Raw genomic sequence first — 17,350 nt, 5'->3', positions numbered from 1 at the left:
TCTCTCGGTCCGCTGCGGCAATCGGTCGAGACCACGGGCGTGCCCAGTGCGAGCGCCTCGGTCAGGACATTGGGCGAGCCTTCCCAGAGCGAGGAGAGGGCGAAGAGCTTCGCGCGTGCCAGGAAGCGATAGGGATTGGGCTCGAAACCGGGCAGGGCCACGTCGTCCGCAATGCCCAAATCCCGCGCGAGGCGCAAGAGCCGCCCCAACTGACGGCCCTGTCCGAGGATCATCAGCCGACAGGGCAGACGCGCATGCAGCAGGGCGAACGCCTTGATCAGAGTCGCGAAGTCCTTCTGGGTGCGCAGGCCGCCGACGCCCATGATCACCGGCGCCTGATCGGGGCCGAACCAGGGGTGATCCAGCGGCTCCTGCGCCTGTGCATAGAACTCGGGTGTGATGTTGGGGTTGCGCACCACCCGTATGCGGCTCGGGGCGATGCCCGTGACCTCGGCGATATCCGCGGCGACCCCTTCCGAAACGGCGACGACCCCGTCGGCCCGTTGAAAGAGACGCCGCAGCTCGCGCTGCTCCCACCAACGTTTTAGCCGGTTCTTCCCGCGCGCACGCCAGCGCTCGGACATTGTGGTCCCGGGGCGCAGGAAGTAGCGAGTGTCCGTCGACGAGGCCGCCTTCACTGCGACCGCGATGCGATCGTCCTCGGTCTTGGCCGAGAGGACGACGGAGGGTCGACGGCGCTCGACATAGTCGGCTAGGAAACGCTGTCGCTCCCGCGGCGGGACACGGCCGAGCGCATGGAGGGTCACCGTCGCCGGCAGACTATCCAGAAAAGGCGCCTCGCGCCGGCCGACCACGAAGTCGACCGCGACGCCCTGATCGGCGATCCCGCGGGCGATATTGACCATCATGCGCTCCACCCCGCCGTCGCCGAAACTCGGGATGAAGAGGCAGACCGGGCGCGATGCCGAATTCGGCAAGGTTTCGGCGGTGGGTTGATCCGACGGGGAGGTGACGGGCATTGATCGTCCTCGACACGGCGGAGGCATCGGGCCGGGTCTTGTGTTGGATGTCGAATTGTGCGGGCAGTGCGGTCGGAGCACCGAGAGCAGCTCGGCGATCCCGGGTTTGCGGATGCGCGCCGACTGCGATGGTCATCGAAGCCGCTGGAAGCCGGTGTCTCAGTGCACCCGGGTGCGCGATCACGCGTATCATACTCGTCCCGAGCCGACATCCTTAATCCCGAGAACCCTTCGAGACGCAAACCTTGCCGGATAAGCCCTACCTCACGCCGAGTGCCGCGCCGACCGACGGCTGGTCACGCGCCGGTCTCGTCGGTCTCTATGTCTTTGCGTTCTTCGGGCTGCTCGGGATCACTCCGGCCACCGTCGGCCTGGTCTTGCTGATCCTGGCCTTTCTGGTCCGATTCGACGCTTGGGGGCGGCTCGCACGGGATCCGGTCGCGCAGCTGGCCCTGGCCTTCGGCCTCTATGTCGCCGTGCATAGCTCGATCGCCTATTTCCTGGAGCCGACCCAGGCGCTGTCACAGGCCGTCATCGACAACGGGACGGATTGGGTGAAGCTGCTGCTCTTCATCCCGCTCGCTTACTGGATCGCAGGACGCCCGGATCGGGTGCGCCTGGTCCTGCTGCTCGGGCTCGCCGGCTTCACCCTCGCGACCTTTCGCAAGATCGACTGGGCGACCTTCGACGCCGCCTTCTTCTCGACCCGGTTCGATGCTTACCTTCCATCAATCGCCTTCGGCATGTTCGCCGGGCTCGGGGCGCTCGGGCTCCTCGCGACGCGTCGTGCCTTTTGGGCCGTGCGGGATCGACCCTGGAAGCGCTGGCTGGCGGCGACGCTTTGGGCCGTGTGGCTGCTCATCATGTTGGAGGGTCTGCTCCTGTCCCAATCGCGCGGCTCCTGGCTCGGCTTTCTCGGCGGGCTGGCGGTCTTGGCGTTTCTGGAATGGCGGTCGCGGCAGGCGACGACGGCGACACCGACAAGGCGACGCTGGCTTGCGATCCTGCTGGTCGCCGCCGCCCTCGGGGCCTTCCTGGCGAGTCAGTATCAGACGATCGAGATGCGGCTCACCGACCAGACCGACACCCTTCAGCAAGTGATGAGCGGCGATGTGACCGAGGTGACCTCCGATCCGGTTGGCCTGCGCGTGAATGCCCTGCTCTTCACCGCCGAGAAATGGCGCGAACGCCCCTGGTTCGGCTGGGGTGCGGGCACAAGCCGCGAATGGATCGCGACCAGCGGACGCACGGACACCCTTCTGGACAACGTCAATTGGCTGCCGCATCTGCACAACGCCTATGCCGAGACGCTGTTTCAATTCGGCGCCGTCGGTCTGTTGTTGGCGGTCGCCCTGGTCTGGGCGCTGGTGCGCGCGACCGGCACCGAGTGTCGCGCCGGACGACTCCCCGCGGATCTCTGCCGCCTCTTCCTGGTCACCCTCGTGTTCGTGCTCATCTGGAATCTGTTTAACTATCGCGTGGTACGCAGCGACTGGATGGTCTTCTGGATCCTGCTCGCAGGCGCGGCCTACAGCTTCCGTCTCGCGCGGCTGACGAAGCCCCCGGGAGACGACCCCGGGTGAAGATCCTCGTCGTCAGACTCTCGGCGATCGGCGACATCGTCTTCGCGTCGCCCCTGATCGCGGCCCTGCGGCGCGCCTATCCGCAGGCCCACATCGCTTGGCTGGTGCAGCCCGAATATCGCTCTCTGCTGGACCGACACCCGGATCTGGACGAGGTCATCGTCTGTCCGCTCGGTCACTGGCGGCGCCTGTGGCACGAGCGCCGACTGCGCGAGCTGATGTCCGGTATCGCGGCGCTGCGGACGAATCTGCGCGAGCGTCGCTTCGACCTCGCCATCGACCTGCAGGGCTTGCTCAAGAGCGGCGCCTTGACGCGGCTCTCGGGTGCTCGCGAGCGGATCGGTCTGGGCTCGCGCGAGGGCAGCCAATGGCTGATGACGCGGACGGTTCGGCGCGGCGGGGATCCGCGGCGTATCGGCTCGGAGTATCTCTATCTGGCGCAGACCTTGGGTCTGCCGGCGGATGACTTCGCGATGGCCGTGCATTACGGCGAAGTCGAGGCGGCCTTCGCCGATCGGATCATCGCCGAGCATGATCTAAGCGACGGCTATGCCGTGCTCTGCCCCTTCACGACGCGTCCGCAAAAACACTGGATCGAGGAGCGTTGGGCACCTCTGGCTGCGCGCATCCAGGCGGATCTCGGCCTGACGCCGGTCTTGCTCGGCGGTCCGGCGGACCGCGAGGCCGCGACACGCATCCGCGATGCCGCCGACACTTCCTTGGTCGATCTCACGGGCCGTACAAGTCTCATCGAGGCCGCGGCCCTGATCGAGCGCGCGTCGCTCCTGATCGGCGTAGATACGGGCCTGGGTCACATGGGCATCGCCTTCGGTACCCCGAGCCTGCTCCTCTTCGGCTCGACTTGCCCCTATCTCGACACCACCCGCGCCAACGCTCGGGTGCTGTATCACAAGCTCGACTGCTCGCCCTGCAAACGTCGCCCGACCTGCGACGGGGCCTTCACCTGCATGCGCCTGATCACGATCGACGAGATCATGGACGCAGCGCGCGGCGTGCTGGGGGCTGCGCCGTGAGGATCCTTCACGTCGAGGGCGGACGCCATCTCTACGGCGGGGCCTATCAGGTGCTGCACCTGCTGCGCGGGCTCGCCGCTCGCGGTCACGAGAGTCTGCTCGCCTGCCCCGCCGGATGTGCACTGGCCGACGCCGCCGAGCCCGTGGCGCGGGTCTACGGCCTGCCGATGCGGGGCGATCTGGACCTGGCGATGATCATGCGTCTGCGACGCCTGATCCGTGCGAACCGACCGGATCTGGTGCACCTGCACAGCCGCATCGGTGCCGACGTCATGGGCGGCATCGCGGCGCGCCTCACCGGTGTGCCGGTCATCCACACCCGCCGGGTCGACAACCCCGAGCCGCACTGGCTCGTCGCGCTCAAGTACCGGCTCTTCGACCGTGTGGTGGCCATCTCGGAGGGGATTCGCGACGTGCTGCTTGCCGAGGGCCTGCCCGCAGAGAAGCTGCGGGTCGTTCGCAGTGCGGTCGACCATGCGACCTACGCCCAGCCCTGCGCGCGCGCCTCGATCGCCGCTCGGCTCGGAGTGCCCGAGGATGCACTCCTGATCGGCGTCGTCGCTCAACTGATTCAGCGCAAGGGGCACGCCGACCTGATCGACGCTCTGCCCCCGTTGATGGATCGCCACCCCGGCCTGCAGGTGCTCTTCTTCGGGAAGGGGCCGCTCGCGGACGCACTCGAAGCACAGATCAACCGGAAGGGTCTGAATGGGCGTGTCCGGCTCCTCGGATTCCGTGACGACCTCGCCGAGCTCATGCCCTGCCTGGATCTCCTCGTCCACCCCGCCCGCATGGAAGGGCTCGGCGTCTCCTTGCTGCAGGCCGCCAGCGCGGGCGTACCGATCGTCGCAAGCCGCGTCGGCGGTATCCCGGAGGCGGTGCGCGACGGCGAGAACGGACTCTTGGTGCCCCCCGGAGACATCGCGGCATTAAGGGCAGCGCTCGAGGCCCTGCTCTCCGACCCCGAGCGTCGCCGAAGACTCGGCACAGGCGGACAGGCCCTGATGGCACGCGAGTTCTCCATCGACGCCATGGTGGAGGGCAACCTCGCGGTCTATCGCGAGCTGTCGCGCGACGCGACCCTGCGCTCCGAGCCGGGGTAAAGGATTTCGACTTGACGAACGACTTCAGCCCTTTATGTCAGATCCATCCAGTCTCCAAATGGTCGCCAGCAAGGCCCTCGGCGGAGCCGAGCGTTGGGCGATCCGCTTCAGTCTTGCGCTCGCCGAACGCGGGGTCCCCGTCGACCTGGCGATCCGCCGCGGCAGCGGTGTCGACGATCTCGACTACGGATCGCTCCAGGTCCATCGACTGCCCTTTCTCACGACCTGGGATCCGCTCTCGCGCGATGCCGTCTCGCGCACCATCGCCCGGGTGCGCCCGGACATCGTCCAGACCTACATGGGGCGGGCCACCCGGCTGACCCACCTGCCATCGAAAGGGCCAGTCCATCTCGCAAGGCTGGGCGGCTATTACGCGCTCGGACCTTTTCGACATGCCCATGGCTGGATCGGCAACACCAAGCAGCTCTGCGATTGGATGGTCCAAAACGGCCTGCCGGCGGATCGGGTCCATCACATCTACAATTTCGCCGAGCCGGTGCATCCGGTGGCGCCGGAGCGGGTGGCCGAGCTGCGCGCTCGGCATGGCGTCCCGGACGAGGCATTGGTCATGGTCACCTTGGGGAGGCTCGTCGGCTTCAAGGGACATCGGCACCTCGTCGATGCCATGGCCCGACTCCCGGAGACGATCGATGGACGACCGTTGCGCCTGATCATCGTGGGCGACGGACCTTTGGGGCCTGATTTGCATCGTCAGGCGATCGACGTCGGGCAGGAGAAGCGTATCCTCTGGACCGGCTGGCAGAAGGATCCCTCGGCCTATCTGCAGATGGCGGATCTCGTCGTCTTCCCGTCCTTGGACGCGGAACCGATGGGCAACGTCATCCTGGAGGCATGGGCCTGGCGCAAGCCTCTGGTGACGGCCAACTTTCGCGGAGCGCGGGAGATCGTTCGACATGGCGAGGACGGTTGGGCCGTGCCCTGTGCGGACGCGGCCGGGCTCGCCGAGGGGATTCGCGAGGTGCTGTCCAACCCGACACTCATGTCCGCTCTCGCCGAGCGCGGCCATGCACGGGTGCAGCGCGACTTCAGCCGCGATGCCATCCTGGATCAGTATCTGGCCTTGTATCGGGATCTAGCCCGCTGACGGCAACCTCGCACCTGGCCGCCTCTACGCACCCGGCAATCCGCCGTCTCACATGCCAAGACCGGGACTCAAGCGAGGTAGATCGACCTGCAGAAGCCGTGCATGCGGGGAGTAGAGATCATAGCGCTCGAGCTCGGTCAGGGGCACCAAGCGGGCGCTCGTCACCTCGGGGGAGCGGGCGACAAAGGCTCCCGAATCGATCTGCCGACGCAGCGCATCGAAGCCCATGGCGGGCTTGCAGACAAAATAGAAGTCGAGCCGGTTGGCACCCGGCTCCTCCTCCACGAACGGCATCGCATCGACCCGCAGCAAGCGGATCCCGGTCACGTCGATGCCGAGCTCCTCGAGGATCTCGCGCTCCATGGTGCGCTCCAGCACATCGTCAGGCAGCCCGGCGTCCGCGGCACCTCGGGGACGCTGCGGCATGGATTCCAAGGATCCGCCCGGCAAGCCCCAGGCACCGCGTCGGCGATAACTGTGCTCGATCAGGAGAACCTCGGGCGGCGACCGATTCGTATCCATCAGAACCCCGACAGCACCGACGATCCAGTTGCGGGCCATGAAACGCTTGAGCAAGCCGGCCAGTCGCGACGGAAAGAGGCGCCACAGACGCAAGGCGACGCGGTGCAGTGCCGGTCGCTGTTCGATCCAGTGTGTCAGCCCAGAAAACATCGCGCGTCTCTGCGTTGAACCCATAGTGCCGCCCGATGGTGGTGGCGGGCGGCGCGAGAAACTGTTCGTGATGCTACGAGATGACGGAAACCGAATCAAACCAGGACGACGGGCCACCTCAAGCCGCCCGCTCCATCAGTGCTTAGGCGATTTCCGTAAAACTCCATCCCCGTAAGTTGTGCTGATGATAGGAGGCACAACTTGCGCCGACGGTTGGTTGCGCCTCGCACGGCTCGGCACAATCGACGCCGGGGTATGAGGGTTTCCGGAATTCGCCTTAAACCGCGCCGGCTCCAACGCTCGTCAAGTCTGCCGGGGCCGATTTCATCCAAAAACACCGCATACCGCGCTGTGCGCGGCTTAGTCCGCATCGTCCTCGCCAACCTGATCGCGTCGCTCGACAGTCTCCGGGTCGGCCGTAATCGGCCGGTAGATCTCCACCCGATCACCGTCGCCGAGACGTGTCTCGAGCTTGATCAGCCGCCCGAAGATACCGACCTTATTCTCGGTCAGGTTGATCTCGGGAAACTGGTCGAGCAGGCCCGAGCGCTCGATCGCGTCGCGAGCGGTGCTCCCGTCCGGGACATCGAGCTTCAGCCAGGTCTGTTTGAACTTGTCCGCGTATGCGACACCGACATGCATGGATCGGATCCTCGAAAGGTCAGGCTGGGGTTCGGAGACGGCTCAGGCCATCGCGCCGGCGGGCGAGGCGCGCCGCTTGATCGCCGCGACTCGGGCGTCGATCAGACGCTTGCCGGCAAGCATGAAACCGAGCGCCAGAAATCCGCCGGGTGGCAAGATTGCAAGCAGGAAACCGCGGTACTCCGGTATCAGGGTCAGCTCCAGGAAGGCCATCCCTTCGCCGAGCAGCAATTCGGCGTTGGCGAACAGGGTTCCGCTCCCGATGATCTCGCGGATCGCACCGAGCAGGACCAAAACGAAGGTGAAACCCACACCCATCATCAACCCGTCGAAGGCCGCGGGCATCACTGCGTTGCGCGAGGCGAAGGACTCGGCCCGGCCCAGGATGGCGCAGTTGGTCACGATCAGCGGGATAAAGAGACCCAGAACCTTGTGCAGATCATGCAGCCAAGCGTTGAGCCCCAGATCGACCAGGGTCACCAGGACGGCGATGATGAGGACAAAGACCGGGATCCGCACCTCGGGTGTGATCAGGCCGCGCAGCAGGGAGATCATCAGCCCGGATGCGACCAGCACGGCCGTGGTAGCCAGTCCCATACCGAGCCCGTTGGTCGCCGTCCCGGTCACCGCCAGCAACGGACAGAGCGCAAGCGATTGAGCCAGGATGACATTGTTGTCCCAGAAGCCGTCCCGGGCGATCTTGCCCCACGCCGTCCGATCCTTGTCGTTTGTGCCTGTGCTCATAGCGCCTCGATGCAGTCTGTCCCGTAACGATTCTTGCCGCGCGTCACCGAGGTCACGGCTGCGGCGTGGTGACCTGGCCTCGCGCAGCGTCCGCCGTGTCGACCTGAACGACCGCGGATGCGGTCAAGGTGTCGCGGTGCCGGGCGAAAAACTCCAGTCCGTCGCGCAGTGCGCCGAGGATCCCGCGCGGGGTGATGGTGGCGCCGGTGAACTGGTCGAAGTCGCCGCCGTCCTTCTTCACCGCCCAGCGCTCCGCGGGTGGATTGCCGAGACTCAGGCCATCGAAGGCCAGGATCCAGTCCCCTTTGGTAACCTCCATCTTGTCCCCGAGCCCGGGTGTCTCCGCATGCGAGAGGACGCGCGTCCCCAGGACGGTCCCCGCGGCGTCCAGCCCGAGCAGCAGCTCGATCTTTCCGGCATAGCCGACACCGCTGATCCGATAGGCGACACCCGTCACCTGGAGCCCTTGTCGCGCGCGGTAGACGACCAGGGGTTCGCCGTCCGGACCGTTCAAGGTGAGCGGATCGGCCAGTAGGTCGTTGTCGTGGATTGCGGGCGGAATCACCTCCGCGAGCGAAGCCTTGAGGTCCTCGGCCTTGCGCAGTGCGATGGTGTCCCGGGTGGCGATATCGCCCATCACCAGGAGGGCCGCAGCGATCAGGGTGAAGCCCCCGAGCAAGCCCGACTGGTAGCCGATGCGTTTTCGGTAACTCGGTTGGGCGACGGTGGTCATTTGCGCATCTCGGCGTTGTCGGCGTATTCGATCGGCGTGCCGCGGCGATCGCGTCCGTAGACGCGTGGCCGGATGTAGTGATCGATCATCGGAGTGCAGGCGTTCATGAGCAGGATGGCGAAGGCCACACCTTCCGGGTAGCCGGCCCAGGTCCGGATGACATAGACCAGAACGCCGCAGCCAGCCCCGAAGATGATCTGACCCATCTTGGAGACGGGCGAGGTCACCGGGTCCGTGGCGATGAAGAAGGCCACCAACAATGTCGCACCCGAGACGATGTGATAGAGGGCGCCGGCATAATGCTCGGGGTCGTAGAGATTCATCAGGGTGGCGAGGATCGCGAGAGAGCCGATCATGGCCACCGGCGTATGCCAAGTGATCACCCGCTTGGCGAGCAGGAAGAGTCCGCCGAGCAGGATGAGGAGTGCCGAGGTCTCGCCCATGCTGCCGGCGATGGTTCCGACGGCGCCCGAGACCAGGTGGGCCATACCGGGAATGATCTCGGACAGACTCATTCCTTGACTCAGTTCGGTGCGGACATGGCTCAGGAGGGTCGCGCCCGAAATGGCATCGAAGCCCGGTTGACCGAGGCTAATCCCCACACTCTGAAGGAATCCCGGTGCATCGGCGGAAAACAGCGGCATGGGCTGGACATAATTGGTCATCTCCAGGGGAAAGGAGATCAACAGGGCCACCCGAGCAACCATTGCCGGATTGAAGAGGTTCTGACCCAATCCGCCGAAGACGTGCTTGGCGACCACGACGGCGATGACCGCACCGATCGCGCCGATCCACCACGGTGCCCAGGGCGGCAGGCTCACCGCGAGCAGCCAGCCGGCGAGCAGGGCCGAGCCGTCGAGCAGATAGAGACGCTGGGGTTTGCCGGCGAGTTTCAGGCAAGCCGACTCGGCGAGGAGTGCCGTCCCGATCGTCGCGAAGAACAGAAAGACCGCCGGCCAGCCGAACTGCCAGAAACCGAAGAGGGTTGCCGGCAAGAGCGCCAGCATTACCAGGGCCATGGTGCGCTGGACGCTGGTGCGCGCGTGGGCGAAGGGGCCGGCGCTCGAGGCCGGTGTCTCGATCTGCATCTCAGGCCTCCGCCGCCGTAACCGGGGGCTCGGCTGCCGCCCCGGGTGTCATGACCGCAGCGTCGGTCGCCGTTGCTTCGGCGGCCTTTTTGGCCGCGGCCTCGCGTTTGCGCTTGGCCATCGCCTCACGCTTGGCCTGCTTGATCGCCTCCATCCGGGCGGTGCGTTGCTCGGCTAGCCGCTTGGTTTCAGTCATCTTCTGTTTGGCTCGACCGCGCGCGGCCATCTCGCCCTTGGCATAGTTGAAATACTGCACCAGCGGAATATGGGCCGGGCAGACATAGGCGCAGGATCCGCAGCCGATGCAGTCCATCAGACCGAGGCTGACGGCACCGTCCAGATCTCCGGCGCGCGTGTGTGCGGCCATGTCGAGCGGGACCAGTCCGCAAGGGCAGGCCTGTACGCAGGTCGCGCAGCGGATACAGGGCATGGGTTCTTGCCGTGTGACCTCGGCCGTCGTGAGCGCCAACACGCCGTTGCTGCCCTTGACCATGGGGACGCGGGTACTCGGCAATGGTTGGCCCATCATGGGGCCGCCGCTGATCAGCTGCGCCGGCGGTTGCGCGAAGCCACCGCAGTGCTCGAGCAAATCCTGCACCCGCGCTCCGAGAGGCACACGCAGGTTACGCGGGCGCGAGACAGCGCCGCCACTGACGGTCACGACACGCGACACCAGCGGCCGACCCAAGCGCAGTGCCTCGTGGACCGCGAAGGCCGTGGCGCCGTTATGTACGACGACGCCGATGTCGGCCGTTAGTCCGCGCGCCGGCGTCTCGCGCCCGGTCAGGGCCTGCACAAGATGCTTCTCGGACCCCATCGGATAACGCGTCGGCAGACGAGCGATGCGGATCCGCGAATCCACCGAGGCCGCCAGCGCCATCGCCGCCTGCGCCTCGGGCTTGTTGTTCTCGATAGCGATGATGATCCGATCGACCCCCAAGGCGTGCGCCATGATTCGGACCCCGTCGACGACGTCCTCGGCATGCTCGCGCATAAGACGGTCGTCGCAGGTCAAATAGGGCTCACATTCAGCCCCGTTGATCACCAGGGTATGCAGACGGTAGCGCGTACGCAGATTGAGCTTCACCGCGGACGGGAAGGTCGCCCCGCCCATCCCGACGATGCCGGCCGCCGCAACTCGCGCGGCGATCTCCTCGGGAGTGAGTGCAAAGGGGTCGGAAACGCCCTGGATCTCATCCGACCAACGATCCTCGCCGTCGGGCTTCAGGGTCACGGTCCGCACCGAGAGCCCGGAGGCATGATGTGCCGGGTAGCTCCCCACACCCATGACCCTCCCCGAGGTCGGCGCATGGACCGGAGCCGAGATGACACCCTGACTGAGTGCAAGCAGCTCGCCCTTGGCGACATGCTGACCACGTCGCACCGCCGGCTTGGCGGGCGCGCCGATGTGCTGTTGCAGGGGGATATGCAACAGGGCCGGCATCGGCAGATCCTCGATCGCCTGACCGGCCGCGAGGTGCTTGTTGTCGTGCGGATGCACGCCGCCGCGGATCTTGAAGAGTTTCATAGTCGGGTCTTTCTTGCCTCTGCGTCGCGATCTTTAGGGCGTTGCTCGGGGTTGTCGCCTGCGTCCTGCCTCCTGCCTTCAGCTTTCATCCATCAGCTGGTGGGTGGTGGCTGGCGGATGGCGGCTGGCGGCCGGCGCCTAGCAGCTCCCCGGCGCCAGGGCGCTCGGCTTTGCCCAGTACCAGGTTTGAAGGGTCGGCGTGACCGGGCGCATCTCGATGCATTCGGTCGGGCAGACGTCGAAGCACAGCTCGCAGCCGGTACAGGCATCGGCGAAGACGCTGTGGATCATGTTGTTGGCTCCCATGATCGCGTCGGTCGGGCAGCGCTTGAAGCATTTGCAGCAGCCGATGCAGAGGTTCTCGTGGATGTGCGCGATCGCGGGCGCTTTGTCGGCGACGCCGGACAGGTCGACGCTGACCCCGAGCACACCCGCGAGCTCCTCGGCCAAGGCGCGTCCGCCAGGCGGACAGATGGTTACCGGCGCCGAGCCCGAAGCGATCGCCTCCGCCGCAGGCGTGCATCCCGGATAACCGCATTGGCCGCATTGAGAACCGGGCAGCAGCTCGACAACCCGCTCGGCGAGCGGATTGCCATCGACCTTCAGATAGCGCGCAGCGAGGCCCAAGAGCCAACCCAAAATCAGGCCGAGTGTCGTGAGGCTAAAGATCGCGGCTATCATCGTGTTCCGATCTCGTTTAAGAATCCGTTGTGTTGGTTGTGCCCTTCTAGGCGGCCAAGGAACTGCTGGTCCGCTGCCTTCCGAAACCCGACCCGAACCCCGTCGGCATCCGTCTCGAAAATCGTCACACCCGTGCAGCGAACCTCTTCATCGATCTCTCGTCCTCCGGAAGGCGTCCCGCCATGGCCGCTGACCGGACAAGAGATCGAGCGCTTCACCAATCCTTGCCTGTCGCGCCGACCGCGTTCCGGAGTTTCACGCCAGACCGGCAAAGCCCATGAAGGCCAACGACAAGAGCCCGGCCGCGATAAAGGCGATCGGCGTTCCCGTAAAGGCCGCCGGGACCTGCGCCAGCGCGAGTCGCTCGCGCATGCCGGCGAACAGCAACATCACCAAGGTGAACCCGAGCGCGGAGCCAAACCCGTAGAGAACGCTTTCGAGGAATCCGTGCTCCTCTTGAACATTCAGCAGGGCCACGCCGAGCACTGCGCAGTTGGTGGTGATCAGAGGGAGGAAGATCCCCAAAACCTGGTAGAGCGCCGGGGAGAGCTTGCGCACGGCCATCTCGGTAAACTGCACGACTGCAGCGATCACCAGAATGAAGGTCAGAATGCGCAGGAAGCCGATATCCAGTGGCTGGAGCACAAACCATTCGAGCAGCCAGCTCGCGACCGCGGCCAACGTCAGCACGAAGGTGGTGGCCAGCCCCATCCCCAGGGCGGAGTCGAGCTTGTTCGACACGCCCATGAAAGGACAGAGCCCCAGGAACTTGACCAGCACCACGTTGTTGACCAACGCGGTGCCGAGAATCAGCATGACATACTCGCCCATCGGTTGAACGCCCTTGCGTCGCGACCTTGATGTCATGGCATCAGCAAATGCGGTGCCAGCTGCCGAGTACTGCCCTGGCACCGGACCGATCGGATGTCGTTCGAGGCAGCACCGGACACCCAAATGTCGTTCCTTCATCAATGGATTGACCTCGCCCCGAAGGAGGGTGACACGGAACAGCCGGCATCGCGCAGATGCGTCCGCGTTCGTCATAGGCGTGATACTCCGGAGCCGACTGTCGCGGTGACAACAGAAATCCCGGTTGCAGTCGCATGGAAATGTCGTAAAACTGACAGGGGTTTCGACAGGACCGCCTCCGACGAAGACGCTGCGCCGCCCGAGAGGACTCGGGGCCGCCCCTTGGCCGACCCGCACCCATCGTCGATGGCATTACAATTGCGTTAGAGTTTCGCTACGAACAGGATTCAGGAGAGCGCCGTGCCGGTCCGAGAAGCCCCGGACACCGTCCAGCAGGTCGTCATCAACGCGCTCGGCGAGTTTTTGGCCTCGCCGCCCGACGGGACCCCGATCGAGGTCGTCGAGGCGCTGACGCTGATGGGCGGCAATGCGTTGGATCCGCTACCTCCCCGCCTCTTCTTCGAAGCGGTCGAGCAATCACCCGTGGCCATCTCCATTACGGACCACACAGCGGCGATCCTCTATGCGAATCGTGCCTTCGAAACCTTGACCGGGTACAGCCGCGAGGAGGTTCTGGGCCAGAACGAGTCGATCCTCTCAAGCAACGCGACACCCTCGAGCGTCTACCAACAGCTGTGGCGAACCATCCAGCGCAAGGAGACCTGGACCGGCACCCTGGTCAACCGCACGAAGGCGGGCCTCGACTATCTGGCCGAGCTGATCATCTCCCCGGTCCTGGACCGCAACGGGGATCTTCAGTACTTCCTCGGGATGCATCGGGACGCGACCAAGGTCCACGAGCTCGAAGGGGCGCTGCGCCAGCAGAAGGCCCGGATCGAGACCGTGCTGGATGCCGCCCCGGTGATCGTCGTCCTGCTCGACAGCAAGGGCCGGATCATCCTGGACAATCAGGAGTACAAGAAGCTGTTCGGGGATCTACGCGGGAAGGAGCCGGCGGATGTACTGCGCGCGGCGGTCAGCGAGCAGCTCGGCGTGGATGCGTTCGCCGCCTGTTTGGAGGGGCGCGGTTTCAAGGATGTCGAGGTCGCGATCGAGATCCCCGGCTCGATGGGGCCGCGCTGGTTCGCCTGCTCCGGGACCCCGGTCGAGGAGACCGACGCCAGTGCGCGGAATTATTTCGGTCGCCAAGCCCCCGGCGACCGGCGTCTGTTGCTGCTCGCAAGCGAGGTCACTGCGCGACGGCGCGAGATCGAGCGTGCCCATCTGGAAAACCTGCGCGCCAGGCTCGCCGAACAACAGCTGATGCACGGGATGCGCGAGGCGCTCGCCGCGGCCATCTATCAGATCCAGGTCCCGCTCAACGTCATCAATGCCGCCGCGGCCATGGTGCGCGGCGGTGCCGGCAACGTCGACACGCTCGCCGGGATGCTCGACCAGATCAGCATCTCCGGCGCCAAGGCACTCGCGACCCTGACCTCGGCACTGCCCGAGGAGCCGCGCGAGGCCGGGGTCATGGTCAACGTCAACGAGCTCCTGCGCCAGGTCCTGGAGCTGGAGACCGACCGGCTGTTGGCCACGGGGATCGTGGTCGATTGGCGTCCGGCACATGTCCTGCCCGAGCTGCCGGGCCACAAGAACCAGCTTCGCGCCTTGTTCAAGCACCTGATCGACAACGCCATTCAGGCGCTCTGCGAGACCAGCCGCGCGCACCGCGAGCTGCGCCTGACCACCCGCCGTGTCGACGAGGCCGTCGAGGTCGAGATCGAAGACAACGGCCAGGGAATCCCGGCCGAAGACCGCTATAAGGTGTTCGAGCCATTCTACATCGGCTGGCGCAACCGCCGCGGCAAGGCCGGTATGGGTCTTGCCCTCAGTCAGGAGATCGTCAACGCCCATGGAGGCAGTATCGAGGTCGACCCGAAGATGACCGATGGCTGTCGCATTCGCCTGTCACTGACTGCAGTCCCCGACGACGACTGAGCTTGCGCGAACCCTCATGAATGCCGACTACCCCGTCCCCGGCAGCGCCGAGCAGGCCTGCCGGTTGGATCTGCTCGAATCCCAACTGGGCGCACTGTTCGAGGTGAGCTCGGTGCTCAGCCGTTCGCTCGATCTGCGCCAGACCCTGCGCGAGGTGCTCGGCGTCCTGCACGAGCGCGGGCGCCTGCAACACGGGATGGTCAGTCTCCTGAGCGAGGATCGCGGCGAGCTCTTGATCCGTGCGCTTCACACCGACGATCCCTACGCGACCGACCGCATCACCTATCAGCCCGGCGAGGGCGTGATCGGCAGTATCCTCTCCCGGAATCGGCCCTGGATCGTGCCGCGCATCGGCGACGAGCCGCGCTTCCTCGATCGGCTCAGTCTCTACGATCCGGACCTGCCCTTCATCGGTGTCCCGATCCGACTCGGCGAAGGCGGTGCGATCGGCGTCTTCGCCGCCCAGCCTCCCGTCGCCGACGGGCTGTTAGAAGAGCGTGCACGTTTTCTGGAGATGGTCGCCAATCTGATCGGCCAGGCGGTCCGTCTTGCCCGCACCGTCGAGGCCGAGCAGCAAGCCTTGCGCGAGGAGCGCGACAAGCTCCGGCGCGAGGTCAAGGGCACCCATGGCTTCGACAGCATCATCGGACACACGGACACCATGCGCCTGGTCTTCGATCAGGTGCGCCAAGTCGCGAAATGGAACACGACGGTCCTGATTCGGGGCGAATCAGGCACCGGCAAGGAGTTGATCGCCAACGCCATCCATTACAACTCCCCCCGCGCCCGCGCCGCCTTCGTCAAGCTCAACTGCGCGGCCCTTCCGGACAACCTGCTGGAATCCGAGCTTTTCGGGCATGAGAAGGGCGCGTTCACAGGCGCAATCAGCCAGCGCAAGGGCCGTTTCGAGCAAGCCGACGGCGGCACCCTCTTTCTCGACGAGATCGGCGAGATAACGCCCGCCTTCCAGGCCAAGCTGTTACGTGTTCTGCAGGAGGGCGAGTTCGAGCGGGTCGGCGGCGGTCGCACGCTCAAGGTCGATGTGCGGGTCATCGCGGCCACCAATCGCGACCTCGAGGCGGAGGTGCGCGCCGGCGACTTCCGCGAGGATCTCTACTACCGCTTGAACGTCATGCCCATCCGGATGCCCGCACTGCGCGAGCGCATCGAGGACATCCCCGACCTCGCCCGCTTTCTCGTGGACAAGGTCTCGCGCATGCAGGGACGCGAGCTCTCGATCACCGATAGTGCGCTGCGCATCCTGATGCGGCACGACTGGCCCGGCAATGTCCGCGAGCTCGAGAACTGCATGGAGCGCGCCGCGGTCATGAGCGAGCAGGGGATCATCGACCGCGACGTGATCGAGCTGACCGGCCTGAACGTGGCCGCGCTCGCAAGCGAGCCGCTTCCGAGCACGCCCGCAAAGATTTCCACGATCGACTTCAACGACCCCGACATCGACGAGCGCGAGCGCGTCATCGCCGCGTTGGAAGAGGCCGGCTGGGTCCAGGCCAAGGCTGCGCGACTGCTCAACATGACACCGCGCCAGATCGCCTACCGGATTCAGACGCTGAACATCAAGATGCGGCAATTTTAAACCGCGTCCAGAGCGAGATGCTCGTTTTCGAGTGAGCTCGACGTTTTCAGCATCCACAACCCTTGGCCGAGACGCGGTTTAAAATGATATATTTTTTAATAGCTTAAACCGCGCCGACTCCAACGGCCGTCAAGCCTGCCGGGGCCGATCCATCCAAAAGCATCGCATACCGCGCTGAGCGCGGTTTAAGCCCGCACCACGCGGATCTGTCGGCCCTGCGGGCTGCGCGTCTCGACGCTGCTCGTGCGCTCGGCGATCGGCGGCTGGCCGGTGCGACGGTCGAAGATCACGAGCCAGCCCGCGTCGAGCCCGAGACCGGCGAGATACCCATCCAGCTGCACCAACCCCTCGGCCAAGGGATCGGGCGCACCGTCGCGCCAGACCTTCAGCTCGATGCCGAGCGTGACCGCTCCGTAACGCAGACACAGATCCATCCGGCCGGAGCCGATCGCATATTCGCGTTCCAGCGTGCCCTCGCCGTTGGCTACGCGATGCAGAAAGGCCATGAGCACCAGATGCGGGGCGATCTCGTGGTAGGCGGCGCTGCCCAAGAGAGGTTGGCCGTGTTGGCGCCAGAAGGCCAGGAAGGCGTTCAGGAGACGGTCGGGGTTCAGGCTCGCGTCGGGATTCAGCCAGGTCGGGGCGATCTGCGGCAAGGACGCCTGCGGTGTGAAGGCCAAGATACGAGGCAGGACCTCGCGATAGATCGGATTGGCGATCGTCAGGCCGCGGCCCGGTGCCATCCGACAGAGACCGAGATCGATGAGGTATTGGATGTCGTCCTCGGGCACCTCACCCAAGGCGGTGCCGGCCAACATCGGCTCGATGACCCGGCGCACACGCGGCTCGCGCAGCTGGAATGGATGCGATAGTCGCGCAGATCCCGGACACCGCACAGGATCACCGTCTGCGGAAAACCCGGTGGGGCGCTGTGAATAGCCCGCGCGTAA

15 protein-coding genes and 1 pseudogene are annotated in these 17,350 nt (G+C 65.5%); 6 read left to right on the top strand and 10 right to left on the bottom strand.

Annotation, left to right across the window (positions count from 1 at the left end):
* Nucleotides 1-980, bottom strand: a 980-nt coding sequence (locus GPT33_RS10280; protein ID WP_296808331.1) for a glycosyltransferase, incomplete at its 3' end; no start/stop codon positions are given.
* Nucleotides 981-1,225: 245 nt separating this feature from the next.
* On the opposite strand from GPT33_RS10280, the gene GPT33_RS10275 reads away from it, so the two are divergent.
* From GPT33_RS10275 to GPT33_RS10260, 4 genes are read left to right on the top strand one after another with little or no spacing between them, the layout of a single operon-like run.
* On the top strand, nucleotides 1,226-2,563 hold the full coding sequence (locus GPT33_RS10275) for an O-antigen ligase family protein (protein ID WP_296808328.1): 1,338 nt from the start codon (nucleotides 1,226-1,228) through the stop codon (nucleotides 2,561-2,563).
* On the top strand, nucleotides 2,560-3,597 hold the full coding sequence (locus GPT33_RS10270; protein ID WP_296808325.1) for a glycosyltransferase family 9 protein: 1,038 nt from the start codon (nucleotides 2,560-2,562) through the stop codon (nucleotides 3,595-3,597). The genes GPT33_RS10275 and GPT33_RS10270 overlap by 4 nt, the downstream gene beginning before the upstream one ends.
* Nucleotides 3,594-4,700: a glycosyltransferase gene (locus GPT33_RS10265; RefSeq protein WP_296808322.1), complete on the top strand. Its 1,107-nt coding sequence runs from the start codon at nucleotides 3,594-3,596 to the stop codon at nucleotides 4,698-4,700. The genes GPT33_RS10270 and GPT33_RS10265 overlap by 4 nt, the downstream gene beginning before the upstream one ends.
* A 34-nt stretch (nucleotides 4,701-4,734) precedes the next feature.
* A complete protein-coding gene (locus tag GPT33_RS10260) occupies nucleotides 4,735-5,805 on the top strand; it encodes a glycosyltransferase (protein ID WP_296808320.1) in 1,071 nt (356 codons plus the stop codon).
* A 48-nt stretch (nucleotides 5,806-5,853) separates the two neighbouring features.
* On the opposite strand, the gene GPT33_RS10255 is transcribed toward GPT33_RS10260, so the two are convergent.
* The 8 genes from GPT33_RS10255 to rsxA form a co-directional block, all read right to left on the bottom strand.
* A complete protein-coding gene (locus GPT33_RS10255; protein WP_296808318.1) occupies nucleotides 5,854-6,477 on the bottom strand; it encodes an NUDIX hydrolase in 624 nt (207 codons plus the stop codon).
* A gap of 360 nt (nucleotides 6,478-6,837) precedes the next feature.
* Entirely contained in the window at nucleotides 6,838-7,119 is a 282-nt protein-coding gene (locus tag GPT33_RS10250) for an RnfH family protein (protein WP_296808315.1), read from the bottom strand.
* A gap of 42 nt (nucleotides 7,120-7,161) precedes the next feature.
* A complete protein-coding gene (locus GPT33_RS10245; protein WP_296808312.1) occupies nucleotides 7,162-7,863 on the bottom strand; it encodes an electron transport complex subunit E in 702 nt (233 codons plus the stop codon).
* 52 nt (nucleotides 7,864-7,915) lie between these two features.
* Nucleotides 7,916-8,596, bottom strand: a complete 681-nt coding sequence (locus GPT33_RS10240) for an RnfABCDGE type electron transport complex subunit G (protein ID WP_296808309.1) — start codon at nucleotides 8,594-8,596, stop codon at nucleotides 7,916-7,918.
* Nucleotides 8,593-9,684, bottom strand: a complete 1,092-nt coding sequence (locus tag GPT33_RS10235) for an RnfABCDGE type electron transport complex subunit D (RefSeq protein ID WP_296808307.1) — start codon at nucleotides 9,682-9,684, stop codon at nucleotides 8,593-8,595. The genes GPT33_RS10240 and GPT33_RS10235 overlap by 4 nt, the downstream gene beginning before the upstream one ends.
* A gap of 1 nt (nucleotide 9,685) precedes the next feature.
* Nucleotides 9,686-11,212, bottom strand: coding sequence for an electron transport complex subunit RsxC (gene rsxC / locus GPT33_RS10230; protein WP_296808305.1), 1,527 nt, complete (start codon nucleotides 11,210-11,212; stop codon nucleotides 9,686-9,688).
* A 138-nt stretch (nucleotides 11,213-11,350) separates the two neighbouring features.
* Nucleotides 11,351-11,893, bottom strand: a complete 543-nt coding sequence (gene rsxB / locus GPT33_RS10225; protein ID WP_296808303.1) for an electron transport complex subunit RsxB — start codon at nucleotides 11,891-11,893, stop codon at nucleotides 11,351-11,353.
* Between the two features lie 255 nt (nucleotides 11,894-12,148).
* The gene (gene rsxA / locus GPT33_RS10220) at nucleotides 12,149-12,724 is read right to left on the bottom strand and encodes an electron transport complex subunit RsxA (RefSeq protein WP_040731729.1); all 576 of its coding nucleotides are present in this window, start codon (nucleotides 12,722-12,724) and stop codon (nucleotides 12,149-12,151) included.
* Between the two features lie 438 nt (nucleotides 12,725-13,162).
* On the opposite strand from rsxA, the gene nifL reads away from it, so the two are divergent.
* Entirely contained in the window at nucleotides 13,163-14,803 is a 1,641-nt protein-coding gene (gene nifL, locus GPT33_RS10215; protein WP_296808299.1) for a nitrogen fixation negative regulator NifL, read from the top strand.
* 16 nt (nucleotides 14,804-14,819) lie between these two features.
* Nucleotides 14,820-16,400, top strand: a complete 1,581-nt coding sequence (gene nifA / locus GPT33_RS10210) for a nif-specific transcriptional activator NifA (protein ID WP_296808297.1) — start codon at nucleotides 14,820-14,822, stop codon at nucleotides 16,398-16,400.
* A gap of 185 nt (nucleotides 16,401-16,585) precedes the next feature.
* Here nifA and GPT33_RS10205 read toward each other — a convergent pair.
* A pseudogene (locus GPT33_RS10205) lies at nucleotides 16,586-17,350 on the bottom strand (hypothetical protein); the annotation flags it as partial.

It is taken from the genome of Thiocapsa sp. (assembly GCF_011390875.1).
GTDB lineage: Bacteria > Pseudomonadota > Gammaproteobacteria > Chromatiales > Chromatiaceae > Thiocapsa.
Note: the sequence above shows the minus strand (reverse complement) of the source record. Positions and strands in the feature narration are given on the sequence as shown.